Origin of the sequence: Acinetobacter sp. YH12138 (assembly GCF_015218525.1) — a bacterium.
In the GTDB taxonomy this organism is placed as follows: Bacteria; Pseudomonadota; Gammaproteobacteria; order Pseudomonadales; family Moraxellaceae; genus Acinetobacter; species Acinetobacter amyesii.
In genome coordinates this window covers 2008784-2032835 of record NZ_CP048670.1, presented here as the reverse complement: position 1 = coordinate 2032835, position 24052 = coordinate 2008784, and the positions used below count along the sequence as shown (strand labels likewise).

General features: G+C 39.9%; 24 protein-coding genes and 1 pseudogene. 12 read left to right on the top strand and 13 right to left on the bottom strand.

Annotated elements, in window-relative coordinates; all coding sequences use genetic code 11:
• Nucleotides 1-6 precede the first annotated feature (6 nt).
• Nucleotides 7-735, top strand: a complete 729-nt coding sequence (locus G0029_RS09890; RefSeq protein WP_180106642.1) for a hypothetical protein — start codon at nucleotides 7-9, stop codon at nucleotides 733-735.
• Nucleotides 736-754: 19 nt separating this feature from the next.
• A complete protein-coding gene (locus G0029_RS09885) occupies nucleotides 755-1306 on the top strand; it encodes a hypothetical protein (protein WP_180023898.1) in 552 nt (183 codons plus the stop codon).
• Nucleotides 1307-1401: 95 nt separating this feature from the next.
• Here the strand turns inward: G0029_RS09885 and thiM are convergent, their stop codons facing one another.
• From thiM to G0029_RS09870, 3 genes are all read right to left on the bottom strand, one after another.
• Nucleotides 1402-2271, bottom strand: coding sequence for a hydroxyethylthiazole kinase (gene thiM / locus G0029_RS09880; protein WP_180106640.1), 870 nt, complete (start codon nucleotides 2269-2271; stop codon nucleotides 1402-1404).
• A gap of 11 nt (nucleotides 2272-2282) precedes the next feature.
• On the bottom strand, nucleotides 2283-3440 hold the full coding sequence (locus G0029_RS09875; protein ID WP_180106639.1) for a hypothetical protein: 1158 nt from the start codon (nucleotides 3438-3440) through the stop codon (nucleotides 2283-2285).
• A gap of 148 nt (nucleotides 3441-3588) precedes the next feature.
• Nucleotides 3589-3852: a hypothetical protein gene (locus tag G0029_RS09870; RefSeq protein WP_111885040.1), complete on the bottom strand. Its 264-nt coding sequence runs from the start codon at nucleotides 3850-3852 to the stop codon at nucleotides 3589-3591.
• Between the two features lie 495 nt (nucleotides 3853-4347).
• On the opposite strand from G0029_RS09870, the gene G0029_RS09865 reads away from it, so the two are divergent.
• The 6 genes and pseudogenes from G0029_RS09865 to G0029_RS09840 all read left to right on the top strand — a co-directional run bounded on the left by G0029_RS09865 (nucleotide 4348) and on the right by G0029_RS09840 (nucleotide 11709).
• On the top strand, nucleotides 4348-4623 hold the full coding sequence (locus G0029_RS09865) for a hypothetical protein (RefSeq protein ID WP_180026862.1): 276 nt from the start codon (nucleotides 4348-4350) through the stop codon (nucleotides 4621-4623).
• 353 nt (nucleotides 4624-4976) lie between these two features.
• Nucleotides 4977-7586, top strand: a complete 2610-nt coding sequence (gene pepN / locus G0029_RS09860; RefSeq protein WP_180106637.1) for an aminopeptidase N — start codon at nucleotides 4977-4979, stop codon at nucleotides 7584-7586.
• A 331-nt stretch (nucleotides 7587-7917) separates the two neighbouring features.
• Nucleotides 7918-8130, top strand: coding sequence for a hypothetical protein (locus G0029_RS09855; RefSeq protein WP_078193638.1), 213 nt, complete (start codon nucleotides 7918-7920; stop codon nucleotides 8128-8130).
• 227 nt (nucleotides 8131-8357) lie between these two features.
• Nucleotides 8358-9134 (top strand): Rossmann-like and DUF2520 domain-containing protein, encoded by a 777-nt coding sequence (locus G0029_RS09850; RefSeq protein ID WP_180106635.1) that lies wholly within the window; start codon nucleotides 8358-8360, stop codon nucleotides 9132-9134.
• A gap of 62 nt (nucleotides 9135-9196) precedes the next feature.
• Nucleotides 9197-9880, top strand: coding sequence for a class I SAM-dependent methyltransferase (locus G0029_RS09845; RefSeq protein ID WP_180106633.1), 684 nt, complete (start codon nucleotides 9197-9199; stop codon nucleotides 9878-9880).
• Between the two features lie 214 nt (nucleotides 9881-10094).
• Nucleotides 10095-11709 (top strand): annotated as a pseudogene (locus G0029_RS09840) (GMC family oxidoreductase).
• Between the two features lie 103 nt (nucleotides 11710-11812).
• Here G0029_RS09840 and trmB read toward each other — a convergent pair.
• The 3 genes from trmB to G0029_RS09825 all read right to left on the bottom strand — a co-directional run bounded on the left by trmB (nucleotide 11813) and on the right by G0029_RS09825 (nucleotide 16377).
• Nucleotides 11813-12529: a tRNA (guanosine(46)-N7)-methyltransferase TrmB gene (gene trmB / locus G0029_RS09835; RefSeq protein WP_078188891.1), complete on the bottom strand. Its 717-nt coding sequence runs from the start codon at nucleotides 12527-12529 to the stop codon at nucleotides 11813-11815.
• Nucleotides 12530-12704: 175 nt separating this feature from the next.
• Nucleotides 12705-14645 carry a sensor histidine kinase gene (locus tag G0029_RS09830; protein ID WP_180106631.1) on the bottom strand — a complete coding sequence of 647 codons (1941 nt, stop codon included), beginning with the start codon at nucleotides 14643-14645 and terminating at the stop codon, nucleotides 12705-12707.
• A gap of 289 nt (nucleotides 14646-14934) precedes the next feature.
• On the bottom strand, nucleotides 14935-16377 hold the full coding sequence (locus G0029_RS09825) for a SulP family inorganic anion transporter (protein WP_180109728.1): 1443 nt from the start codon (nucleotides 16375-16377) through the stop codon (nucleotides 14935-14937).
• Nucleotides 16378-16592: 215 nt separating this feature from the next.
• On the opposite strand from G0029_RS09825, the gene G0029_RS09820 reads away from it, so the two are divergent.
• Nucleotides 16593-17204 (top strand): glutathione binding-like protein, encoded by a 612-nt coding sequence (locus G0029_RS09820; protein WP_078188886.1) that lies wholly within the window; start codon nucleotides 16593-16595, stop codon nucleotides 17202-17204.
• Nucleotides 17205-17286: 82 nt separating this feature from the next.
• Here G0029_RS09820 and G0029_RS09815 read toward each other — a convergent pair whose 3' ends face one another.
• The 6 genes from G0029_RS09815 to G0029_RS09790 all read right to left on the bottom strand — a co-directional run bounded on the left by G0029_RS09815 (nucleotide 17287) and on the right by G0029_RS09790 (nucleotide 20834).
• On the bottom strand, nucleotides 17287-17859 hold the full coding sequence (locus tag G0029_RS09815; protein ID WP_180106624.1) for a hypothetical protein: 573 nt from the start codon (nucleotides 17857-17859) through the stop codon (nucleotides 17287-17289).
• A gap of 181 nt (nucleotides 17860-18040) precedes the next feature.
• A complete protein-coding gene (locus G0029_RS09810) occupies nucleotides 18041-18826 on the bottom strand; it encodes a thiazole synthase (protein WP_078193631.1) in 786 nt (261 codons plus the stop codon).
• Between the two features lie 12 nt (nucleotides 18827-18838).
• Nucleotides 18839-19036, bottom strand: a complete 198-nt coding sequence (thiS, locus tag G0029_RS09805; RefSeq protein ID WP_180007313.1) for a sulfur carrier protein ThiS — start codon at nucleotides 19034-19036, stop codon at nucleotides 18839-18841.
• 57 nt (nucleotides 19037-19093) lie between these two features.
• The gene (locus G0029_RS09800; protein ID WP_078188880.1) at nucleotides 19094-19459 is read right to left on the bottom strand and encodes a DUF423 domain-containing protein; all 366 of its coding nucleotides are present in this window, start codon (nucleotides 19457-19459) and stop codon (nucleotides 19094-19096) included.
• A gap of 168 nt (nucleotides 19460-19627) precedes the next feature.
• Entirely contained in the window at nucleotides 19628-20497 is an 870-nt protein-coding gene (rpoH, locus tag G0029_RS09795; protein WP_078188879.1) for an RNA polymerase sigma factor RpoH, read from the bottom strand.
• Between the two features lie 142 nt (nucleotides 20498-20639).
• The gene (locus tag G0029_RS09790; protein WP_078189214.1) at nucleotides 20640-20834 is read right to left on the bottom strand and encodes a sulfurtransferase TusA family protein; all 195 of its coding nucleotides are present in this window, start codon (nucleotides 20832-20834) and stop codon (nucleotides 20640-20642) included.
• Between the two features lie 415 nt (nucleotides 20835-21249).
• On the opposite strand from G0029_RS09790, the gene G0029_RS09785 reads away from it, so the two are divergent.
• Together G0029_RS09785 and rhlB are read left to right on the top strand one after the other, a co-directional pair.
• Nucleotides 21250-21462 carry a cold-shock protein gene (locus G0029_RS09785; RefSeq protein WP_005014923.1) on the top strand — a complete coding sequence of 71 codons (213 nt, stop codon included), beginning with the start codon at nucleotides 21250-21252 and terminating at the stop codon, nucleotides 21460-21462.
• Nucleotides 21463-21561: 99 nt separating this feature from the next.
• Nucleotides 21562-22713, top strand: a complete 1152-nt coding sequence (rhlB, locus tag G0029_RS09780; RefSeq protein WP_180003018.1) for an ATP-dependent RNA helicase RhlB — start codon at nucleotides 21562-21564, stop codon at nucleotides 22711-22713.
• 127 nt (nucleotides 22714-22840) lie between these two features.
• On the opposite strand, the gene G0029_RS09775 is transcribed toward rhlB, so the two are convergent.
• Nucleotides 22841-23230, bottom strand: coding sequence for a hypothetical protein (locus G0029_RS09775; RefSeq protein ID WP_180106623.1), 390 nt, complete (start codon nucleotides 23228-23230; stop codon nucleotides 22841-22843).
• Nucleotides 23231-23442: 212 nt separating this feature from the next.
• Between G0029_RS09775 and G0029_RS09770 the strand changes: the two genes are divergently transcribed.
• Complete coding sequence (locus G0029_RS09770) at nucleotides 23443-24033, top strand: nitroreductase family protein (protein WP_171525909.1); 591 nt, start codon at nucleotides 23443-23445, stop codon at nucleotides 24031-24033.
• Nucleotides 24034-24052 lie beyond the last annotated feature (19 nt).

Below are 24052 nucleotides of genomic sequence, written 5' to 3'. Positions count from 1 at the left end.
GTTGGTATGGCGATCACTGAGAATATCATTGATTTTTGCAAACTCACGACTGAAGAAAAACATGAGTTGTTTCAACGGCTCTGGGAGTTTGATCAATGTATTTTCCCAACTTCTAAGATTGAGCAACTTTATCAATACATGCATGACCCAGATATTGTTGCATTACCAATTATTCAGTATTTTGAGCACGATAAACTGATCGGGCAAAATATTGTGCGTATATTAAAAATTATGCATAACAATCGGCCGATTTTTATTTTTAATTCACGGGCAGGGGTATTGGTTGATTATCGTCGGAAAAACCTGACCTTAAACTCGGCGATTAAAGTGGCGATGCAGCATCAGATTCGATTTCCAGCGATTCCGATGTGGTTTGTGGCTACATTGGCACAACCAAAGGTATATACATTATTTGCCTCGCGCTCTGTTAAGTTTTATCCAAGGCATGGTGTCCCGATGCCCACTGAGTATGCGGATGTTTTAAATAGTTATAAAATCCGTCAGCATGATGTGCAGCATCGGGCTGAGGATATTTTTGTTCATCGTTGTGATTTACCGAAGGTGACGCCTGAGCAATTGGTTCGGCTACGGAAAAAATCTGATGAACATGTTCAATTTTTTATGCAGCACGTGCCAGATTATTTTGATGGCATGGGGTTAATGTGTATTTGTAAATTAAATGTATCAACCATTTTTGAAGCAAGTATGAATCTGGCAGTTGGGCGGGCAGTTTAATGATGGACATGGATGTATTATGCGACAAATGACGATATATCGATTATTCGGTTTCGGTGCGGCAATCTTTTTAACGGCTTGTCAGCCTGCAGAGCAAAAAGTACAAGAGCAATCGCAGAAATGTGTTGCACCGGAAAAACTGGTCAAACAAATTTATGACCAAGAGTTGAAATTACATGCTTTGAGTAAAGATCAACTTGCTGCCTATTTTGAGCCATCGTTAGCGGAACGTATGCAAGCAGAAATTAACTGTAAGCAGTCGCAACAAGTGTGTAATGTGGATTTTGATATATTCACGGATAGCCAAGATCCGCAGCAAGATTCGAAAAAAGGCGTTCAGCCTAAACTGAGTTTTGATGAAAATAAAAACGTTGTTCGTGCTGAGTTTAAAATTGGTGATGAAGCCAAAGTCTTAAATTATGAAATGAGTGATGGCGACTGTTCAAAAATAAAAAATATTGTCTATGCGGGGGACTATGACCTAGACATGATTTTGAGTAATCCAACAGAAACGATCGAAGATTCAGAAATGTTTGATGCCAATGCTGCAAGTGATAGTACGGCACAGTAAGCTTTTTGACGCGTTCTAATTATTCAAAAACAACATGAAACCCTGAACAGCTTGAGTCTTTTACTCAAGCTGTTTTTTTCTCAAGCTATCGTAGTTCATAGTGCATAAATTTGTATGTTGGCAAGTTGATTGAAATTATCTTCATTGAGATTATAAATTTCATCTAAAAATGCAACATTAAAACTGCCGACACTTGAGCTAATTTCATAGGCTTTTTGACCCGCAATCGCAAAGTGCAAATGTGCTGCGACCGTGCCAGCAGTTAGCGTTTCACTCACGGCGCAATAAGCCGCTGTTAACGCACCTAAAGCGCAGCCAGAAGCCGTCACTTTGGGTTGTAAGTAAGATCCACCATTAATCTGTATCACCGCATTCATTTCTTTCGATAAGATGAAATCTGATTCGCCTGAAATTGCCACACATTCACAGTGTTCTAACAAGGGCACAGCATTTAAATAAATTTCTGCACTATTGAGCGTGCTATCTACACCACGTGATTCTCCTTGGTTACCTGCAAGACCGCTAATTTCTGATGCGTTGCCGCGAATAATACTTGGCTTGTATTGGAGTAATTGGTCAACCATTTCAGATCGCCACGGCAAAACGGGGCCATAACCGACAGGGTCAAGCACCCAAGGTTTATTTAAATTTTGTGCTGTTTGTGCAGCAATTTGCATGGCCTGCATTTGTTCAGACGTTGGCGTGCCTAAATTGATATTCAATGCACTGGCAATCGAGGCAAAGCTTTCAGCTTCAAAGGGATTGTCAATCATTGCAGGAGAAGCACCCGCAGCTAAAAGGACATTGGCCACATAATTGCTCGCGACTGCATTGGTGAGGATATGCACCAAAGGTTGTTTGGATTGAAGTTCAATCCACGCATTAATAACGCTTTGCAAAAGCGGGCTATTTAAGTCAGTCAATTCACTGTTCATGGTCGTTTCAAAAATTTTAGATTGATTCATCGTTTTCTCCCTTAGCGGGTGAAGTAATGGTCTTGATGTTTACAATTACGGCAGAACAGGGTCACATAATCTGCGGCATCATAATCGACAGAGAGTTCTTGTGAACCACAGTACATGCAACGCTTTGTGGAATAAAAATTTAAGCGAGGTTCGATTTTTTTCCAAGCATGGCGTATTGGTTGCACAAAGATACTTTCATCGAGTCCTAAAAAGTTAAAGAGCAAAATTTCACTCATTTTACTAAAGGGGAGTTGTGGCGGACGAGGGAGGGTAAAAGTTTCCCATTTTTCCTGTAAGACACGTTCACGGTATTGCTGTAAGGTCTTTTTTAACAGATTGGTGTTAATGAAATTTTCATTACGGACTTGCAGGGCTTTTTGTTTATGTAGGTATTCGAGTGCTGACTGAATCATATAATAAATCTGCCCAACCGCTAGATGGTCGAGTAGGCGATAACAGAACACTTGAAAGCTTTTATTCCCTGCAATTTGAATACCCCATGTCTTACAGTAAAACTGCATGAATTGCACAATTTCTTGAAAAAGTAGGAGATACAAGCATTCTTTCACTTCGTCAGCACTTTTAAAGGGAACACCCAAGGCTAAATTTTCATAAAACCAATGACGGAGTTGCTGCGCGACACTAAAAAGACTGGGCTCCGAATAGCCATCCAGACGGACATTTATATAATACTGTTCAGCTTGTAGTGCATCATCTTTCACAATCAAAATTTGCTCATGCACGAGATGCTTTTTGAGCGACTGTTGAAAGAGATAATTCGGGCTGATGTTGTGATATTTAATCGTATCCCAGTCGATAAATTCTTGATGTGCCGTATGTTCTTGGACATGATTATCCAATAAAGCCAGCAAAAAGAGTTTCTGTAAAAAACTCAGTTCACTTAATTCACGTTCAACGATATCTTTATTTTTGAGTTTACGCTGTTCTTGTAAGCGGGTTTCTTTCAGTAGTTTTTTTCGTGCGGCCTGACAGTTTTCACAATGGCAGTTGTATTGTTGTTCTGGAAATATTTGATGATGACAGTGGCTACACTGATAAAAATTAAATTCTTGCTCATCTAATTTTTCAGCATCTACCCAATACATAGATGCACGACACAACGGGCATTGCGTACTTTCATCCATTTGTTTGCGTAGAATATTGAACATGTTGCCAGCGTTTCTTGAAAGGTTAAATTGATTATACACATCTCTGTTTAAAGACGGGTTTGCAATTTCAGTTGCGGCAGCTCAGGCGATATGTCGACAAATAAAAAAACTGCATAGTGATGATGCAGCTTTTAGTCAGAATGGGTTATTAATAAGCGGCTGGGCATGGGATCGATTCGTCCTCCTCTCCAACTTGTTTGGCTTGTATTAAGGCTTGCACTTTTTTAGACGCGACTTTTTTAGTGCCTAATGCACTATATGAGTTAAGTAATGAACTGACCTCAAAGGCTTTGAGTGGGATCCCTTCGCAGGTCATAAACATTGCAATTACCTGATGATCGATATTTGCAGCATCAAGCGCTTGCAGGGTCTTCATATTTTCAATACGGATGATGTGTTCTTTAATAAACATAATGCACCTCTTTTTGTTTTAGCCTGATGATTTTGCTTTTGGCAATTAAGTAGATGCAAAACGCATGCTCAAATGTTTTGAGTAGACATTTTAAAGCAGATAAACGGCATATTGTTTTATTAAGATATTGAAAATAAATTATTAATTTAAAAGTAACAAAATAATATTGATGCGTATGGCTATGTCTAATGAATTCTCAAAATGCTTAAACTGTTGAAAAAGAAACATCTTGGTGCATCGTTTAAACAGAAGTATGCAATCAAATCTAAATCAGAATATTGATATGATTCGAGAGTTAAGGTGCTTTTTTGGAAGGAATCAGCTAAGCGATTGGATTTGAAAAGTATATTTGTATATATTGAGCTTATAATTCTAATGATCTGGGCTTCTAGGATTGAAACCAAGCGGAATCTACTGAAATTGATACATAGTATGATTCAGCTGGATTTCTAAAGGTTTTGATCTTTTTTTATCCTTTCTTTGTATGGAATACATATGTCAGACGCACTTAAAAACAGCAATATCACCCGTATGCAATTATATAAGCAGTCACAGGGTACGGTTGGTGCGCTGATTATTGGGCATGATCAAACACTGGAAAAGACGATCGAGTTACTTGGCCTGGCGCAGCAACATCAAGTATCTAAAATTTATGTGGCGGGTGCGACGGAAGAAATTCAGCAATTCCTCACTTCAAAAGTCACGGCATTTCAATTTTACTTTGCTGCAGACTATGACAGCGCACTCGATTTAATTTTTGCAAATCAATAATCGTATAAGTCTTAAGCAGGTAAGTTTGAGCGCAATAATTTGAACGTACAGATGGATTAAGCACCTGTACTTTCTCTGTCTAGTATATAGGCGCTTTATTTATTTTAGGTAGATAAAAAATTTGCACATTGTCATAGCTGTACTCAACTCAGGCATTTATTTTGCTTAAACATGGCGAAAATATGTGCCAGCCTTTAAATTATTCTATAAAGATGATTGAAAACAACATGCGCTGAGCCCATATATAAATCATTGTAAATGCGAAGACAGCTTATGCATCTTGTCGTATGATCAAGTCATTCACAATGTGTTCAAAAAGCTGATGAAGCAATAACTAAGGAATAGGACGAGATATGAATATTGCGGCAAATCCAGTGGTCGAAGCAGACCAAACTGTTTATTTAAAAGATTATCAAAAACCATCATTTGTCGTAGATAGTATCGATCTTGATATTCAAGTCTTTGATAAGCATACCAATGTCAATGCAAAATTAGTGATGCAGCGTCAAACGGCTGGAGATTTGGTGTTATTGGGTCGTGATTTGGAACTCAAATCAATTCGCTTAAATGGTCAAGTTTTGCCAGCAGATGCCTATGTTGTAGATGCAGAACAACTGGTAATTTCAAATGCACCTGACCAAGCTGTCATTGAAACCGAAGTCGTGATTCATCCTGAAAGCAATACTCAACTCGAAGGTTTATACCAAGCGGCAGGCGATTTATTCGTTACCCAAAACGAGCCTGAAGGCTTCCGTAAAATTACCTATTATCCTGACCGTCCAGATGTGTTGTCAGTATTTACCACACGTGTCGAAGCGGATAAAAAATTCCCTGTATTACTTGCCAATGGTAATTTGATTGAAGCGGGTGAAACCGGTGAAGGTCGTCATTATACCGTTTGGCAAGATCCAACCAAAAAACCATCGTATCTTTTTGCCTGTGTGATTGGTGATTTGGCAGTACTCAAAGACTCATACGTGACGTCTGAAGGTCGTAATGTTGCTTTAGAAATCTATGCAGAAGAAAAAGACATTCCAAAATGTCATATTGCGATGGAAGCTTTAAAACATTCGATGCGTTGGGACGAAGAGCATTATGGTCGTCCTTATGATTTAGACAATTATATGATCGTGGCAACCAGTGCATTTAATATGGGTGCAATGGAAAACAAAGGTTTGAATATTTTCAACACCTCTTGTGTGCTTGCTGATGAAGAATACACCACAGATGCAGCGATCATGCGTGTTCAGTCTGTGATTGCACATGAATACTTCCATAACTGGACAGGTAACCGTATTACCTGTCGTGATTGGTTCCAACTTTGTTTAAAAGAAGGTTTGACGGTATTCCGTGATCAGTCGTTCTCAGAAGATTTACAATCTGCTGCGGTACAACGAATCGATGATGTTGCAGTATTAAAATCACATCAGTTCCCAGAAGATTCAGGCCCGCTTTCACATCCACCGCGTCCAGATCATTTTGTTGAAATTAATAACTTCTATACCGCAACAGTGTATGAAAAAGGTGCGGAAATCAACCGCATGATGGCGACTTTGCTAGGCAAAGAAAAATTCCGTGCAGGTACTGACGAATATTTCAAACGCCACGATGGTCAAGCTGTGACTGTTGAAGATTGGGTAGCAGCACTGACAGCAGGTTCAGGTGTAGATTTATCGAGTTTCTTGATTTGGTATAACCAACCGGGCACACCAAAACTTGAAGCAAAAGGTGAGTACGATGCTGCAAATCAAACTTATACTTTAAGCTTCAAACAAAGCTTAAAAGCGCATCCAAAATATCCAAATTTAAAAGCAGTGCCTATTCCTGTGGCTTTGGCATTGTTTGATGCGACGAGTGGTGAACAGTTAGTTCTCAGTTCAGATGCATTGGTTGAAAATGGCATTAAAGATGGCGTGTATTTATTTGATACCGATACTGCAACCATTACATTTAGCGGTGTAAAAACCCAGCCTGTTGTGTCTTTACTGCGTAATTTCTCTGCACCTGTTAATCTTGAATTTAACTATTCAGATGAAGAGCTTGCTTTCCTGATGCAGTACGAGCCGAATGGTTTTAACCAATGGCAAGCCAGCCAAACCTTGTTAGAACGTATTTTGTTAAATGGCCATGATGCCGACATCTATGTTCAAGCTATTCAAAATACATTACCGGCGTTGGTTGAGCGTGATCCATTACTTGCTTCACGTTTATTCGATGTACCGACAGAGGGTTATTTAGGTAGCCGTATTGATACCGACTACAGTCCTGCCCAAGTGCAAGAACAGCGTGAAGCACTGTTAAGTCGTGTGGCACGTGAGTTAGGTGCTTTCTTTAAAGAGACTTATGCAACTTTAGACCCAGATGCGCAGCAAGAATTTTCACAAGCCATGGGTGTTCGTGCATTGAAAAACATCATGTTGAGTATGATGGCACGTCAAGGCGATGCATCCGTATTTGAATTGGCCTGTGAACAATTCAGCTCTACAGGCAATATGTCTGAACGTCTTGGTGCTTTAAAAGTATTGGTTTGGAATGATGCACCACAAGCACAGCAAGCTTTAGAAGCCTTCTACACACGCTTTAAGAATGAAGCTTTGTCGATGGACCAATGGTTTATGTTGCAAGCGGCACATCCGAAAGCAACTGCGGAAACCATTAAGGCACTGACTGCTCATCCTGACTATGACTTGAAAGTACCGAACCGTATTCGTGCGGTTACTGGTGGCTTAAATAGCAATCCTGTCAACACTTGGAGCTTTGGTGTGCAGCATATTGTTGAATTAGCAAAATTCCTCGATGAGAAAAATCCAATTGTCGGTTCACGGTTACTGCAAATTTTGTCCCGTTGGTACACGTTGGCAGAGCCGCAGCGTAGTGAAGTTAAAGCCAAACTTGAAGCGCTTAAACCTGTCGTGAAATCGAAGAATGTATCAGAAACCTTAAATAGCATGTTAAGTGTTTAATCATTCAACCTCTCTGTACGATTGATTTGAGTTAAATCAGTCGTACTGAAATGAGCCTGTTGCCATGGCTATGGCAGCAGGCTTTTTTTATATCCAGTCTTTTTATCCAATCTTTAGCTAGAATTGAAAATCAATCATGTTTAGATGGCTGAAACTCAAAAATTTTCTCTGAGAATTTATTTAAATTACATAATAATTGCAATATAAATCACATAATGGCGCTACAATAAAATAGGTCTAACATATGAATGACTGTATGCGGTAAGGCATCCAAGTTCATGAATGTTTAGATTTTTTATCTATTTCATTGTGCAAGATTTTGAGGCGGGTCATGTTAGTTAAGGTTGATGAAGGTTTTTATTTAAACTCACATCATATTATTGCAATTCGGATTAATAGAGATTTGCTTGATACCTTTGTTGTTTCGGTAGAATACACACCCAACAGTGTGCAAAACACAGGTGTATTTGAAAAGAAATTCAATGCGCGCCGAGATGCAGAACAATACCTACAGACTCTGAATCAAATCATTGGTAAATCGTAAAGGCTCAAATGCATATCGTGGATATTGTCTAGATTGAAAGCGATATGATATGAATTACACTCAGATTGATATCTAGCAAAAGGGATGAAGCGCATCCCTTTTTTTGTGCTTATCTGAGCGAAATTGATGGGAAGTATTGAAAATAAATCATTCTATCAATACGACTCGATTTGCACGTCGGATATTTTCCTGACATGCTGTAGCCATCCAAAATGAGTTAAAATTATATGCGAATCAGTATTGTGGGTGCAGGTCGTGTTGCACATCATTTGCTCAATGTGCTTCATCCACAACATCACATTGTGCAAGTTTTTGCGCGAAATCTTGATAATGCAGAAAAACTTGCAGCAACTGTAGGTGCAGAAGCCATTCATACCCCAACTGAGTTGAATGCTGAGATTGATCTTTTGATTATTGCAGTGAGCGACCAGTCGATTGCAACCGTTATTCAGCAAGTCAAAGCCTATCTGTCACAGGTTTTGATTGTGCATACGTCTGGTAGCACCAATATCACGGTACTGACCCAACAGCATTCACGAGCAGGGGTGTTTTATCCTTTACAAACCTTTAGTTTAGATCGAGATGTGGATTGGACCTCGACACCGATCTTTGTAGAAGCGGCCGACTCTGCAGATTTGACTACACTTACAGATTTAGCAAACAGCATTAGCCAAAGGGTTTATCAATATGATTCGGCACAGCGCTTGAGTCTGCATCTTGCTGCGGTGTTTGCCTGTAATTTTAGTAATTATTGTTATGACATGGCAAAGCAGATTGTCGATGCAAAACACGTCGATTTTAGCTTGCTTTATCCTTTGATTTTAGAGACAGCCAATAAAGCTACTCGGGCTGAACCACGTAACATGCAAACAGGCCCTGCAATGCGTGGAGATCAAAATATCATGCAGATGCATGCCAATATGCTTGAGCAAGCTGATCAAGTCGACCTGAAAGCGGTCTATGAAATGCTGAGTCAGCAGATTCTTGGGCATCATCAGAAATAAATAATCCATATAGAACAATGAATATTTATTAGCTTAGACATACATGTCAAACAGGATGTTACATGGCAAAAGATTTTAATAGTCCGCAAGTGGTCGAAAGTTATGATGCACATATACGAAAATTAATTCCCGGCTATGAACTTGTCCATCAACAAATTCAGGCGGTGTTGAATTGCCATATCGCTGAAGATGCCCATGTACTGATCATTGGATGTGGGACGGGCTATGAATTGGGTTATCTCATGGCCTTGAATCCAACATGGTCATTTACCGTTACAGAATTGTCTGAAAACATGCTGAATCAAACACGGCAACGCGTTGAAGCCGCTGGACAGTTGCATCGCGTCAATTTTGTTTTGGGCAGTCATACTGCTTTTGAGCAGTTGAGTTGTTTCGATGCGGTGCTGAGTATCTTGGTGACGCATTTCATTGCGTTGTCAGAGAAAACGAATTTTTTAGCAAAAGCATTTGAACTGCTTAAACCGCAGGGCATTTTTTTAAGTTTTGACTTGATGCAAACTCATTCGAATTTTGAGCAGCTTGTCCTGCCTGAATTTTGCCAAATGCAAGGTTTATCTGCTGCGCAAGCGACAAAAATGATGCAGCGTTTAGAAGATGATTTTGAACTGATTAGCCAGCAGCATTATCAAAGCTTACTGACGGAAATAGGCTTTGATCAAATCTATTGTTTCAGTCAAATCTTTAGCTATGCGGCTTACAGTGCTTTTAAAACGGCTATGGATTAAAAGAATAAAGACCAAGTTTGAGTGTATTAAGTTTATCGATCATTTTCACCGATATAGTTACTACGTTGCATGAGTGAAACTTGCATCAAAATTTTGATCAATAGTCTCATTTTTCTTGCTCGGTATGGCGCTCATTATTTTAAGAAAGAAACTTTTCTGTCAGCGTTAAATCCATTATTGTGCATTTATAAAAATAATCAATTGGATGAAAATAATGTCAAAAATGGAATTTGATTACATTGTGATTGGTGGTGGAAGTGCGGGGTGCGTACTGGCTGCACGCCTCAGTGAAGATCCACATATATCTGTGTGCTTATTAGAAGCAGGTGGGCAAGGTGATCAGTGGACGGTCAATTCCAGCTGCATGCGTGGTGAGTTTACCGACTAAGATCAATAATTGGGCCTTTGAAACTGTGCCTCAAGCTGGCTTGAATGGTCGTAAAGGCTATCAACCACGTGGAAAATGCCTTGGTGGTTCATCGAGTATTAATGCCATGATTTATATTCGTGGACATAAAAATGACTATGATCAATGGGCGGCACAGGGCAATACTGGCTGGTCATACGACGAGGTCTTGCCCTATTTTATTCGCTCGGAAAATAACAACCGAATACACAATGAATTTCACGGTAATGACGGCCCTCTTTACGTCACAGATGTACAAAGCGATAATATTTTCCATCAACGCTATACCGAAGCGGCTCGTGCACAAGGTCATAAAGTCCTTGATGATTTTAATGGCGCAGAACAAGAAGGCTTAGGGGTTTATCAGGTAACGCATATCAATGGAGAGCGTTGTAGTGTAGCGCGTGCGTACTTATTTCCACATTTAGATCGGCCAAATTTAACGGTATTGACCAAAGCAACAACGCATAAAATTACCATAGAACATCAAGTTGCGACTGGCGTAGAAGTACAACATGCAGGGCAAATGAAACACCTAAAAGCCAGACGGGAGGTTTTACTCAGTGCCGGAGCGATGCAGTCACCGCAGATTTTAATGTTGTCTGGAGTAGGCGACCAGAGCGAACTCCAAGCGCATGGCATTGAAGTGAAACACCATTTACCGGGTGTAGAAAAGAACTTCCACGACCATCCCGATTTCATTTTTGGTTATAAAGTCAAAGAATACCAGGGCACATTTGGGGTGTCCTTACCCAGCTCAATTGATATGTTCAAGCAGATCAGTCGCTATCGTAAGGAACGGCGGGGCATGATTGCTTCAAATTTTGCAGAATGCGGTGGTTTTCTAAAGTCTTCACCCGATTTAGCCATTCCAAATTTGCAATTACACTTTGTCGTGGCGTTAGTAGATGACCATGCACGGAAATTTCATGCAAGTCATGGTTTGTCGTGTCATGTGTGTTTGCTCAATCCAAGAAGTCGCGGCACGATCAAACTAAGTGGTTCTAGTGTCAATGATCCATTATTGATTGATCCAAACTTTTTAGGGGATGAACAGGATTTAGAAGATTTGGTACAAGGCTTTAAGTTGACGCAGCAATTAATGATGTCGCCGTCTTTATCGAGTCATTATCAGCAAGATTTATTTACCTCACTGGTCAAAACAGATGATGATATACGTGCAATCTTACGTCAGCGTGTGGATACGGTTTATCACCCTGTCGGTAGTTGTAAGATGGGTGTGGATGAGATGTCTGTGGTTGACCCTGAATTGAAAGTCTACGGGATTCAAAACCTTCGTGTCGTCGATGCATCTATCATGCCTTCTGTGGTGAATGGCAATACCAATGCACCGACAGTGATGATTGCTGAAAAAGCCGTGGATATGATTCGACAAAGTCAGCTCCAAGCGCAAGTAGTTTAGTGGTTATTCGTTTTATATGATTTGATACAACACAGAAAAATCTTAGATCAAAAACAGCAATAAAAAACCACCGCTAACGGTGGTTTTTTGCTTCATTCAAAAATTAGTTTACTTTTTTGAAGATGAAGTCATTAATTTTATGGCCTGCTTCAATTCCGCGACGTTCAAACTTAGTTTGCGGACGCCAGTCTGGACGAGGGTAGCTATTGCCTTTACCTGCAAGGTTTTCAAGACGTGGACGTTCTTCAAGTACTTCGATCATCCATTCAGCATACGGTTCCCAGTCAGTCGCTGAGTGGAATGTACCGCCGATTTCTAATTTTTCTTCAACCAATGGCATACGGTCATGAGATACAAAACGACGTTTGAAATGACGTTTCTTCTGCCATGGATCTGGGAAGTATAATTGCACAGTGTTAATACTGTTATCTGGCATTTCACGTAGCACTTGGATGGCATCAGCATCTAATACTCGAAGGTTAGTTAACCCTGCAAGACCTGCTTCATAAACACATTGAGCGATACCCGGAACATGTACTTCAATACCGACAAAGTTACGTTCAGGGTTTGCTTTTGCCATTAGTACCAAAGAACGCCCCATACCAAAACCGATCTCAACAGTTAATGGGCGTTCAGGGTGTTCAAAATGCTGACGCAAATCCCCAACAGGATATTCCAAAATTAGATGACCATATTGTTCCAGCGCAGTACGTTGCGAAGTATTAAGTGGCGCAGAGCGGCGCATAAACGTCACGATTTCACGGTGTTCGTTCAGGTTATCCAGATCTACTGCGTGCTGGTCTAATTGATCGTTCGACATAACTTTGGCAAATGTAAAAAATTCGAATGCGGTATTTTAAGTCCTGAGATGCACAAGTCAAATTTTTTACCGTGAATATATCCTCTTTTTGCTCAATCTCACCGACGGAAGCCGTGCCGAGGATTTGCAATGTACAGTGAATTACTCAGCTCAAAAGCGATGAAATAACATTAAGCTAGGCGATTTTATCGTCAAGATCTTCACTATCTGTATCATCAGGTTTAAACGGTAAAATGGCCTCAAGAACGGTACAACCCAGCTGTGACTGTATTTTAAATTCACCACCGATACGATGGATTCGTGTTTGCATACTATGTAGGCCGACATGCAGCCCTTGTTCAACATCATTAGGGTCGAAGCCGATACCGTTATCTTCGATACGTAATATCAGTTGAGTCTCTGTTTCGCACAAACTGACCTGAACTTTGCTTGCCTGACTATGCTTTAGAATATTGGTCAGGGTTTCTTCTGCGACACGAGTCAAATTGAGACATTGGGTCGCAGAGGGTGAGTGAATCCATTCGGTAGCAAATTTCCAGCTTGAGCTCATGTCTAATTCTTCAAAGAGCTGTACAAAGCGATGGCGAATCGGTGCCGCCCATTCGATCGGGGTGTCGGGAACTTTCGTTCCTATACTCGAACCTGAATCGATGACTTGTCTTAAATCATTTCGGAACAGTTTAAGCATCGACATGATTTGTGGTTTTTCAATTTTGTCATTTTGTTCTAACAGTAAAATTGAACGGACAATTGATCCGCCTAAACCATCATGTAAGTCATGAGATAAATGAATTCGTTCTTGAAGTCGTGCATTTTCAAGTGCGAGTTGATGTTGTTGACCAAGTGAAGTGGCGAGTTTCAGTTCAGCTCGTTGAACATTTTCAGTTAAGGTCTTATTAAAACGCTCAATTTGACGGGTGTGTCGAGCTAAACGCAAAGCCAGTACACCGCCCAAGACGAGGGTGGTCACTGGCCCGGTATAGGGCGAGAGCGCATGACCTTCCATGGTCATCATAAAGTGAGCATCATGTACCGCAATCGGTAAATAAATCAGATAAAGCGTTGCAAGCAAATAGGTTTCAGCCATTTTTGCTTTATAGGCTAAATAGGGGTAGCTAATACATTTGGCCACAAAGACAAAAACAAAGAAGCTAAAACAAATTTGGATGACGGTCTTTAAATAAGCCTCTGGTGCAAAACCGATACAGAGTGCTGCGATAGTGGCAAGGCTTAATAACAGCTTTTGAATTTTCGGGAAAGGATGGTTTGCAAAATACCACGCACCAATACAGCCAAAAACCGTATAAAAACAGAAAATGATATTTTGTAGGCGGTCGACCTGTACGGTGGTTAGAAATGCAATTGGCCCATTAAAAATAATACACAGGCTATAAAATACCCAACACATACCTGTGATGGTTAACCATAAGTAAGCTCTTTCATTACGATTGGCGAGCCATGCTAAAAAAAAGAACACAGCTACGACGAAATTAATCATCGTATTCAGTTCGACTAATTGTCGTTGTTCGAGTAACCAAATTTTAAAGGTGTCATAGACTTGCGGGTATTCCCCAATTTGAACTGAACTGAGTCCTGATTTTTGGGTCACCGAACCATATACTTGCACCCAAATGGTATTAACACCTTGCTTTAAACTCGAGCTAGGCAAGTTCAATAGTCTAGGTTGATGTTGGCTTCGTGAAAAATGTTCTGCTGAAATGTAATCTTGCCAAAGAAGGGCATCGTTGATGTAAACCCGTCCACTTTGGGTAATGCCTTGTATGGCGATAGCGATGGGTTGATTTAACTGATGGAAATTACAGTTCAACTTAAATTGGATTTTGTACCAAGCGATACCATGATAGTCCGGCCAACGTTTATTCCATGTGTCTGGAAGCTTTTGCAGATTTTGCCAACCTGTACGTGGGCGCTCTTGCTCGACAGCGCTTTTAGCTGTGGCAATATGGGTAATTTCAACAGGACAATGACTGCTTGAGATCTGAGGGGTGGCATTGGCAAAAGTGGGTATAGCAATACAACATAGCAGGCAAAATAGACTCGATAAGACCAGCAGCCGATTTGCTTGAATGCAGTGTCGTGACCAAAACCATACCATCAAAATTCCCCCAATTTTGTGTATCCACAATTTAAAAAAATAAATAGAAAGTCACATCAAATCTTTGTTTTATTTTTGATAGTTATAATTTTATGAGATGAATTATACAGTTAAATCGAATGAATGGTGAATTTTTCGCTTTTTTATAGGCTTAGTATTTTATGTAATGTCATTACAAATGAGACTTTGATTATTGAAACCCTTTGCTATATATATCCTGCTTAGGGTCCCAATAGGTCGCGCTTTATTGAAAATTGATTGGATTCAAAGTGAATATTTCAAAAATCCATTAGTCACTGACACGGTCAAGTAAAGTGCTACTTGCTTCATTTAAGCCAAAAACCTCTACTTGAATCTGTTTTGACTCAAATTTTTGCACGACATTTTTTAAAATATTGACGGAAGTAATATCCCAAATATGGGCATGGCTCAGATCAATTCGTACATGATTAACCCTCTCCTGAAAATCAAAAAATTGATAAAAACTCTCAGAGCTACTAAAGAAAATTTGTCCATAGACTGTGTAGCTACGAATATTGTCTTTAAGTTCAGATGTGACTTTTACCGAGCTTTCCAGTTGATTGATAATAAACAACGCAGAGAGGAGCACACCAACCAATACGCCAAGGGCTAAATTATGTGTTGCAAGCACCACGATCACCACAGCAATCATCACGACATTAAAAGACATTGGATGCTTTGAAAATTGCTTGACGGAATTCCACTGGAACGTAGTGAATGACACCATGACCATAATCGCGACTAAGGCCGCCATTGGGACATAAGCCAACCATTCTTTTAAGAACACCACCAAACACAACAAAAATACACCTGCAACCAAAGTGGAAAGGCGAGTTCGCGCGCCAGAACTAACATTAATAATCGACTGCCCAATCATGGCACATCCAGCCATGCCGCCCATAAAGCCACTGACAATATTGGCAATCCCTTGACCACGACATTCCTGATGACGATCACCTTCAGTTTCAGTGACTTCATTGATCACTGTCGTGGTCATCATGGTTTCTAATAGGCCAACTGTTGCAAGGGTGATGGAATAAGGGAAAATAATCGTGAAGGTTTCAAGATTGAAAGGAATTTCAGGAATCAAGAAAATAGGTAGAGTCTCTGGAAACTTACCCAAATCACTCACAGTACGCAGGTCTGCACCTAAAAATAATGCCAAGCCACTGAGGACAATAATGCAAATCAGCGGTGATGGAATGGCTTTGCCAATTTTAGGTAGATATGGAAAAAGATAAATAATTGCAAGTCCTAAAAGCATAAAGACATAGCCAAAACTATCCATTTTTGACATTTCAGGTAGCTGTGCGACAAAAATCAAAATCGCGAGTGCATTTAAAAAACCATACACCACTGACTGCGAGACGAAGCGCATAAGTTTTGCGACTTTAAAATAGCCAGCAATGATCTGAATCACACCAGTCAAAACCGTGGCAGCCAAAAGGTATTGCAAACCATGATCTTTGACCAACGTGATCATAAGTAAGGCCATCGCACCCGTAGCAGCTGAAATCATTGCTGTACGACCACCAAAAAAGGCAATGGTGACGGCAATACAAAACGAAGCGTACAAACCAACCTGAGGGTCAACCCCAGCAATAGCTGAAAAGGCGATGGATTCTGGAATCAACGCAAGTCCAACCACCAAGCCAGCGAGTACATCAGTACGAATATTGGAAAACCATTGTTCTTTTTTAAGTTGTAACACGGTAACTTTTCATCAAATCTTAAACGCGGCTATGTTAAAACAACTGAGTATAAAAATGCATAACACAGTGACTTGAAATCTTCTTAAATATGGATAATAGTCAATGAGTATATATGTTTCAGCATTTACGCTTTTTTGCAATTTACAGGTTTGATCACTTGAAAGTTTGACAGAAGAGATTTAAAACATTGAATAGTACATAACAAGGATCAGATATGAAGCTTTATTATTCTCCAGGTGCATGTTCATTAGCATCACATATTATTTTAAATGAAATTAATGTCGATTTTGATTTGGTCCGTGTTGACCTAAAAAACCATAAAACAGAAAAAGGGGTAGATTATTACGAGATCAACCCAAAAGGTTATGTACCTGCTTTAGAAATTAACCCAGGTTTGATCCTGACCGAGAACGTGGCCATTTTACCGTTCCTTGCACAGCATGATCCAAAACAAGACTTAATTCCACCATCAGGTTTAGGTCGTGCCAAAGTTTTAGAATGGCTTGGCTATTTGAACTCAGAATTACATGATGCTTATGCCGTATTCTTTGGTGCACCACTAGATGCAGACGCTAAAGAAAAAGCTTATGCAGAAATTGATCGTTTATTGACATACATCGATAAAGCGATTGGTGAATCGGATAACGACTATTTGGTCGATGATAACTTTGGCCCAGCAGATGCTTATCTCTTTGTACTGACAAATTGGTCAAATGGCATCGGACATGATTTAACGCCATATAAAAATATCATTGCATTACGTAACAAAGTTGCAGAACGTCAATCAGTTCAAATTGCGATGCGTGATGAAGGTTTAATTCCTTAAGTTGTGTATTCAAATTGAATTATAAAAAGACCGCCGAAATTGGCGGTTTTTTATTGCTAGATTGGCATTGCTCAGGTTCAACTTAGTATTCGAACTGTGTATAGAAATCATCAAAGTTAATATTTTTAAGCGTCAGTTGTTGTGGTGCTTTGAAGGTTGACCATTTGGTTTGAGTTTTGGCATTTTCAAACATATTGCCGCCTACAATTTCCTTACGTTTTAAGGTCGAAAAATTATAGCTTTTCGATGTTTCTTCACCAGAAGCGCGGTGAAAGCTATTGTAGTCAAAACCAATCAGATCAAAGCGTTGATTTTGCCAACGGAAGGTATAACTATGTCGGGGCCATTCCCAGCCACCACAAGCCATAAAATAACTAAAATGAACGAGTAAATTGCCTTTACTGATTTGGATGTCTTCTGCTTCAGCAAGTGGGTCAAGTAAACATGAATTCGGCTGCTGAGCGACAGGGATGCTATTGTTTTCAACGATACGTTGATATCCCTTTGCGGTTTTAAAAAACACAATGAGTTTTCGTGGATGGTTATGAACGACTTTGCCATCGTCATCATAGGTCACCACATCAACTTTTTGTTTTTCCACGATCATCGCAATATCTGGCATTTGATCTTTGTTTAGGTCTCCAGTCGTAGCCATCAAAATGTTCCAACCTTGAGGCGCGAGTGATTTGGCTGTGCTCGGCACTTGGGCAGACAGCCAACTAGATGCGACACAAATACTCAAAGTACAAAATATATGGGATATTTTCATTATTATCAGGTTTTCAAAATCAAAAAGAGGACTCAATAGAGTCCTCTTTTATACCGTGAATGAGTTCTTATTTAAAGAAGTATCCGGTTTCAGGTGAACTGGCATTTGCCATGCGTTTACGCGGCATACGTCCTGCTAGGAACGCTTCACGACCGGCTTCAACTGCTTTTTTCATCGCTGAAGCCATCAGAACAGGGTGTTGAGCTGCTGCAATTGCCGTATTCATTAATACGCCATCACAGCCCAATTCCATCGCTATCGCTGCATCACTTGCTGTACCGACACCAGCATCGACCAAGACAGGCACTTTGGCATTGTCTTTAATGATCGAAATAGTATGTGGGTTGAGAATGCCTAAACCTGAGCCAATGAGACTACCTAAAGGCATAATCGCTACACAGCCCATGCTTTCCAGTTCTTGTGCCACAATCGGGTCATCTGAGGTATAAACCATGATTTCAAAGCCATCGTCAATCAATGTACGTGCAGCTTTTAAAGTCTCGGTAATATTTGGATATAGGGTTTTCTCATCGCCTAAAACCTCAAGTTTAACCAGATTGTGACCATCTAATAGTTCACGCGCCAACATACAAGTACGAACCGCGCTGTTCGCATCGAAACAACCGGCTGTATTTGGCAAAATCGTATATTTCTCAGGTGGAACTACAGAAAGCAAGTTCGGCTGGTCTGGATGCTGACCAATATTCACACGGCGAATGGCAACGGTCACAATTTCAGCACCACTGGCTTGAATGGCCTGGTCAGTTTCCGTTAAGTCCTTGTACTTACCTGTACCAACTAAAAGTCGTGAATTAAATGTACGTGAACCAATGATTAGGGGTGTATCTTCCATGGGAGCTCCATTTTAGCCGCCACCTACGGCATGAATAATTTCAATATGATCTTGCTCAGTAATTGGGGTTTGTTCCAATTTACTTTTCGAGATAATCATTTCATTTTTTTCAACAGCGAAGCGTTTGCCTTCCAGTTGTAATTGTTGAACCAATTGCAAGAGGTTGACACATTCGGTTTGTGTAGCTTCGCCGTTTAAATAGATTTGCATTTGCGGATTCCGTTCTTGCTGCCTTACCTATTGAATAAGGCCAAAATCTGTTGTTAATTATTTTGCGTATTTAAATGCATTCCAGGCCAATATGAGCCATCCAGCAATCATCAACGCTCCACCAATTGGAGTAATGGCACCGAGACCACGTGGTAAACCTAGAGCCATCACATATAAAGAACCACAGAAGAAGAAAATACCAATTTGTATAAGTAGGAAACTGGCTTTTATTGGAAGTTGGGGAATGACTTTGGATAAGATCGCGAGGGCAAGTAAGCCCAGTGCATGATAAAAGAAATAGTCCGTTGCAGTTTGCCACCAAGCCAATTGGGCTTCAGTCGCGCGCGCTTTTAATCCGTGTGCACCAAAGGCACCAAGCATTACAGCAAAAGCTAAGTTAAGTGCGGAAATGGCAATCCACATGTGCATTCACCTTAACAAAATTTGCGCATAACCATAGCATATTTAGCACGCAGGGTTAAAGCAAAAATGCCCAAAGTTTTTGTGTTGTAGCTTGTCATTCAATACTATTCAGACATAAAAAAGAGCATCGAAATGCTCTTTTTAAGAATGACTGGAAAAGCCTTCAACTTAGTTTGAGGACATTGCGACTTTAATTTTTTCCATTGCATTTTTTTCCAACTGACGAATACGTTCAGCAGATACATTATATTCCGCCGCCAATTCATGCAGCGTTGACTTTTCGTCATCTAACCAGCGACGTTGTAAGATGTTACGTGAACGGTCATCCAACTGATCCATGGCTTCATGTAAAGCTGAAGTGCTTTGTTCTTCGTAATCTTCATCTTCCGCTAAACGCGCAGGGTCGTAACGGTTATCTTCGAGATAAAGGGCAGGAGCGACATGGGTCGAACCTTCATCGTCGTCATCACCTTGAGCTTCAAAGGCAGCATCATAAGCGGTTAAACGGCCTTCCATTTCCAAGACTTGTTCAGGTGTTACATTTAAGTCATTGGCAATCGACTGTGCTTCAGCCAAAGTTAATTTTTTAGATGACTTTTTTAAGCTACGTAAATTAAAGAATAATTTACGCTGCGCTTTAGTGGTCGCAATTTTGACAATACGCCAGTTACGAATCACATATTCATGAATTTCTGCTTTAATCCAATGCACAGCAAAAGATACGAGACGTACGCCCATGTTTGGGTCAAAACGTTTTACCGCTTTCATTAAGCCCAAGTTACCTTCTTGAATCAGGTCACCTTGTGGCAAGCCGTAGCCTGCATAGCTACGTGCGATATGTACAACAAAACGAAGATGTGACATCACCAGCATTTTAGCTGCGTCTAAATCTTGGTCATAATAATAACGTTCGGCCAGCTCTTTTTCTTGTTCGGCCGATAAAATTGGAATCTGATTAACAGTACTAATATAAGCACCAAGATTCACCCCAGGTGCCGATAATGACAGGGGCATCAATTGATTGCTGCTGTCACTCATGTTTTCTCCTTGAGAATTAAAATGGGTAAGCCCAATAACTAAGATTCATCTTAATCCAATATTTCCGTAAATTATGGAAAATTGGGTATAGAAATGTAAACTTTTATTCAATTATGAAGCAATTTAGTTTAACTGAATCTTTTTAAGATTCAATCAAGTAATGAAACTCAGAATCGGAAATTTTGCGCATTTCACAGTTTAACTGATGTATTTGACAGTATCGTGATACATCTTGTTGGCTGTGCGGATCGGATGACTTTAACAATAAAGATTGGTCTGGACTTTTCTTTAAAGCTTTTTTGAGCATCAATAGTGGCATCGGGCAGGGTTTACCCATTGCATCTACAGTTAAAAGCGAATTTTGGCTGTCATTCACGAAGCAGATCCAACATGTTTACATTTCAATGGAAATATTAGCAAATACAGTGCCAAATCCCAACCTAAAATAGGTAAAAATCCTTTGTGATTTATAACTCAAACGATGTGAAAAAATAAGAATATTCAAAAGGAAAATAGATCAAAAAAATCTATTAATTGCGGTAAACCCGTGTTAAGCTCGTTGCGTTGTTAAGATTTTTGTTGGCTGTGAAGCCTCTTAACTCTTGATATATTTGGATGTAACCGGGATTTTGTTGATAGTTTTACAGAATGATTACAAGCTTAGAAATAAAAATATTTTTTTTAACCTTGTTTGGTCTGCTGTTTGCAACACCGGGTGGTCCTTCTTTTTTAAATACGATAAGGATTAACTTATGACAGCTCGTGAACAAGGCGTTGTTAAATGGTTCAACGACACTAAAGGCTTCGGCTTTATTCAACGTAACGGCGGCGACGACGTATTCGTTCATTTCCGCGCAATTATGGGCGAAGGCCACCGTTCACTTCGTGACGGCCAACGCGTAGAATTCAGCGTTGTTAAAGGTCAAAAAGGCTTCCAAGCTGAAGAAGTACAACCTTTAGACTAATCGTCTGAATGTACTCAAAAACGCTCCAATGTAAATTGGGGCGTTTTTTGTTTATAATGCTTCAGCAATTTTGTGATTATTCAATTAGGGCACATCTATATGTCATCAGGTTTTGAAACCTTAAATTTACATCCGAACCTTAAAAAAGCCATTGATGCTTTAGGTTTTAAGGATATGACGCCTATTCAGCAAAAGGTTTTAAAATTTACATTGGCTGGACATGACGCTATTGGTCGTGCTCAAACTGGTACTGGTAAGACTGCGGCTTTCTTGGTCAGTGTGATCAATGACTTGTTGAATAATCCAATTAAGGAACAGCGTTATCGTGGTGAACCGCGTGCATTGATTCTTGCACCAACGCGCGAACTTGCTTTGCAAATTGAAAGTGATGCAAAAGAATTAGTGAAATACACTGATCTCAATGTCATGACTTTGCTCGGTGGGGTAGATTTTGATAAGCAAAAAAATCTATTAAATCGTAATTTTGTCGACATTATGGTGGCGACACCGGGTCGCTTAATTGACTTTGTTGAACAAAAAGAAGTTTGGCTCGATCAAATAGAATTTTTAGTGATTGATGAAGCTGACCGTCTTTTAGATATGGGCTTTATTCCTTCAGTGAAACGTATCGTGCGCTTTTCACCACGTAAAGAACAACGACAAACTTTGATGTTCTCTGCAACATTTAGTTATGACGTTTTAAATTTGGCACAGCAATGGTTGTTTGAACCAGTAACTGTTGAAATTGAACCTGAGAAAAAAACTAATGCAGATGTAGAGCAACGTGTCTACATGGTGGCGAAGTCTGATAAATATAAATTGTTGGAAGACATCTTACGTGATGAACCAATTGAAAAGGTCATGATCTTTGCCAATCGTCGTGATCAAGTGCGTAAACTTTATGATCATCTCAAAAAAGACGGTTATAAAGTGGTGATGTTGTCAGGTGAAATTGCTCAAGATAAGCGTTTGAAAATGCTTGATCAGTTCAAAAATGGTCAACATAACATCATGATTGCAACAGACGTTGCGGGTCGTGGTATCCATGTCGATGGTGTTTCTCATGTAGTGAACTTCACACTTCCTGAACAGTCTGATGATTATGTACACCGTATCGGTCGTACAGGTCGTGCGGGTACTCGTGGTGTGAGTATTAGTTTCTTGTCTGAAGATGATGCTTTTTCATTACCTGAAATTGAAAAAGCCATTGGTCAAAAATTACCTTTAACCCGTTTAGACGGTTATTGCTAATTTTTGTTTCTAAAAAAGCCTGCATTTTGCAGGCTTTTTTATTACATGTCGACTATTTCATAACAATTATTTCATAACGACAATTTCATTTTGAGTTAATGGCAAAACGAAATCACAGACTAACGTTTTAGTTTGCACGGCAACTAAAGGTTAGTACGGTTTGGTAATCATCATCTTTGCTGATGCTACCGCTATTTCCAGTAATGGTGCCAAGTACGCCAGCCGCCGCCTGAATCATTTGACCTGTCTTTTCATCGACCACGCCTTTTAACACACCGTTGTATTCTTGCTTTTCATCCACGACGACAGGGGTCGCATTTTTACCACAGGTACTATTTGCAGCTGCAATTGCATTATTTTTTGCCGCTAAACTGGTTTTACCTACGGCAGTCACTTCATATTGATTATTTGGTTTTTGAATCGCTAAGGATTTTGTTGGTGTAGATGTACATGCAGCTAAAAACACAGTTGCGCTTAGCGTGCTAACAATGGCAACAGTTTTGTTGAATTTTTTCATGCGGTGCCCCGAGTTAGAAACAATTTGATTTATTTGAACATAAAATTTCTTATAGAACAGGGAACTGCTGTACAAGTTATGCGGTTTTTTTATAGTAAATCTGTGAATAAAGCTGACTTAACAAATAAGCACCGAGTCTGATGTAAACATTCTAGAGTAAGTTATTGAGAATATGCTAATCTTGAGCAAACGTTTTAAAGTACAGTGTATAGATGTCAATTCTAAAATCAGCAGTTGATACAGTTCATCAAAATATTCATCAGCGTCAGTCGATTGGTCATTTAATTGAACCTGCGCCGAATGCTGAGCAATTGGAAAATGCGTTTCAAGCCGCTTTAACGGCGCCAGATCATCATCGTCTTAAGCCTACGCGTTTCGTGATTATTCCTGAAACTGAACGTGAAGCATTTGGTGAGTTGCTTTCACATGCTTTAGCCGATACTGGACAAACAGAAGAAGCGCAGTTGGAACGTGTGAAACATCATCCATTTCGTGCGCCACTATTGGTTTTGGCTTTAACTCAATTACAAGATCATCCCAAAGTTCCGCATTTCGAACAAATTTTAAGTTCAGGCGCAGCAGTACAAAACTTTTTGCTCTCTTTACAAGCACAGGGCTTTTCAACCATGTGGCGTAGTGGGGCGGTGGTTGAATCTAAATTGTTTAAACAAGCCTTAGGCTTAACGGAAAACGATTTGATTTCAGGCATTATTTATATCGGTACAGCTGTGAAAGCAATTCCACCTCGTGCTGAAATACAGTCTGCTGACTTTGTAAGCCATTGGCATAAAGCAAACCAATAAAAGTGAAAAATAGATCGAT

Bases quoted from the DNA above. Each gene is read 5' to 3' on its own strand.
- G0029_RS09890 (WP_180106642.1), top strand. From the start codon at position 7: ATGGCGATCACTGAGAATATCATTGATTTTTGCAAACTCACGACTGAA.
- G0029_RS09885 (WP_180023898.1), top strand. From the start codon at position 755: ATGCGACAAATGACGATATATCGATTATTCGGTTTCGGTGCGGCAATC.
- thiM (WP_180106640.1), bottom strand. From the start codon at position 2,271: ATGAATCAATCTAAAATTTTTGAAACGACCATGAACAGTGAATTGACT.
- G0029_RS09875 (WP_180106639.1), bottom strand. From the start codon at position 3,440: ATGTTCAATATTCTACGCAAACAAATGGATGAAAGTACGCAATGCCCG.
- G0029_RS09870 (WP_111885040.1), bottom strand. From the start codon at position 3,852: ATGTTTATTAAAGAACACATCATCCGTATTGAAAATATGAAGACCCTG.
- G0029_RS09865 (WP_180026862.1), top strand. From the start codon at position 4,348: ATGTCAGACGCACTTAAAAACAGCAATATCACCCGTATGCAATTATAT.
- pepN (WP_180106637.1), top strand. From the start codon at position 4,977: ATGAATATTGCGGCAAATCCAGTGGTCGAAGCAGACCAAACTGTTTAT.
- G0029_RS09855 (WP_078193638.1), top strand. From the start codon at position 7,918: ATGTTAGTTAAGGTTGATGAAGGTTTTTATTTAAACTCACATCATATT.
- G0029_RS09850 (WP_180106635.1), top strand. From the start codon at position 8,358: ATGCGAATCAGTATTGTGGGTGCAGGTCGTGTTGCACATCATTTGCTC.
- G0029_RS09845 (WP_180106633.1), top strand. From the start codon at position 9,197: ATGGCAAAAGATTTTAATAGTCCGCAAGTGGTCGAAAGTTATGATGCA.
- trmB (WP_078188891.1), bottom strand. From the start codon at position 12,529: ATGTCGAACGATCAATTAGACCAGCACGCAGTAGATCTGGATAACCTG.
- G0029_RS09830 (WP_180106631.1), bottom strand. From the start codon at position 14,645: ATGGTATGGTTTTGGTCACGACACTGCATTCAAGCAAATCGGCTGCTG.
- G0029_RS09820 (WP_078188886.1), top strand. From the start codon at position 16,593: ATGAAGCTTTATTATTCTCCAGGTGCATGTTCATTAGCATCACATATT.
- G0029_RS09815 (WP_180106624.1), bottom strand. From the start codon at position 17,859: ATGGCTACGACTGGAGACCTAAACAAAGATCAAATGCCAGATATTGCG.
- G0029_RS09810 (WP_078193631.1), bottom strand. From the start codon at position 18,826: ATGGAAGATACACCCCTAATCATTGGTTCACGTACATTTAATTCACGA.
- thiS (WP_180007313.1), bottom strand. From the start codon at position 19,036: ATGCAAATCTATTTAAACGGCGAAGCTACACAAACCGAATGTGTCAAC.
- G0029_RS09800 (WP_078188880.1), bottom strand. From the start codon at position 19,459: ATGTGGATTGCCATTTCCGCACTTAACTTAGCTTTTGCTGTAATGCTT.
- rpoH (WP_078188879.1), bottom strand. From the start codon at position 20,497: ATGAGTGACAGCAGCAATCAATTGATGCCCCTGTCATTATCGGCACCT.
- G0029_RS09790 (WP_078189214.1), bottom strand. From the start codon at position 20,834: ATGGGTAAACCCTGCCCGATGCCACTATTGATGCTCAAAAAAGCTTTA.
- G0029_RS09785 (WP_005014923.1), top strand. From the start codon at position 21,250: ATGACAGCTCGTGAACAAGGCGTTGTTAAATGGTTCAACGACACTAAA.
- rhlB (WP_180003018.1), top strand. From the start codon at position 21,562: ATGTCATCAGGTTTTGAAACCTTAAATTTACATCCGAACCTTAAAAAA.
- G0029_RS09775 (WP_180106623.1), bottom strand. From the start codon at position 23,230: ATGAAAAAATTCAACAAAACTGTTGCCATTGTTAGCACGCTAAGCGCA.
- G0029_RS09770 (WP_171525909.1), top strand. From the start codon at position 23,443: ATGTCAATTCTAAAATCAGCAGTTGATACAGTTCATCAAAATATTCAT.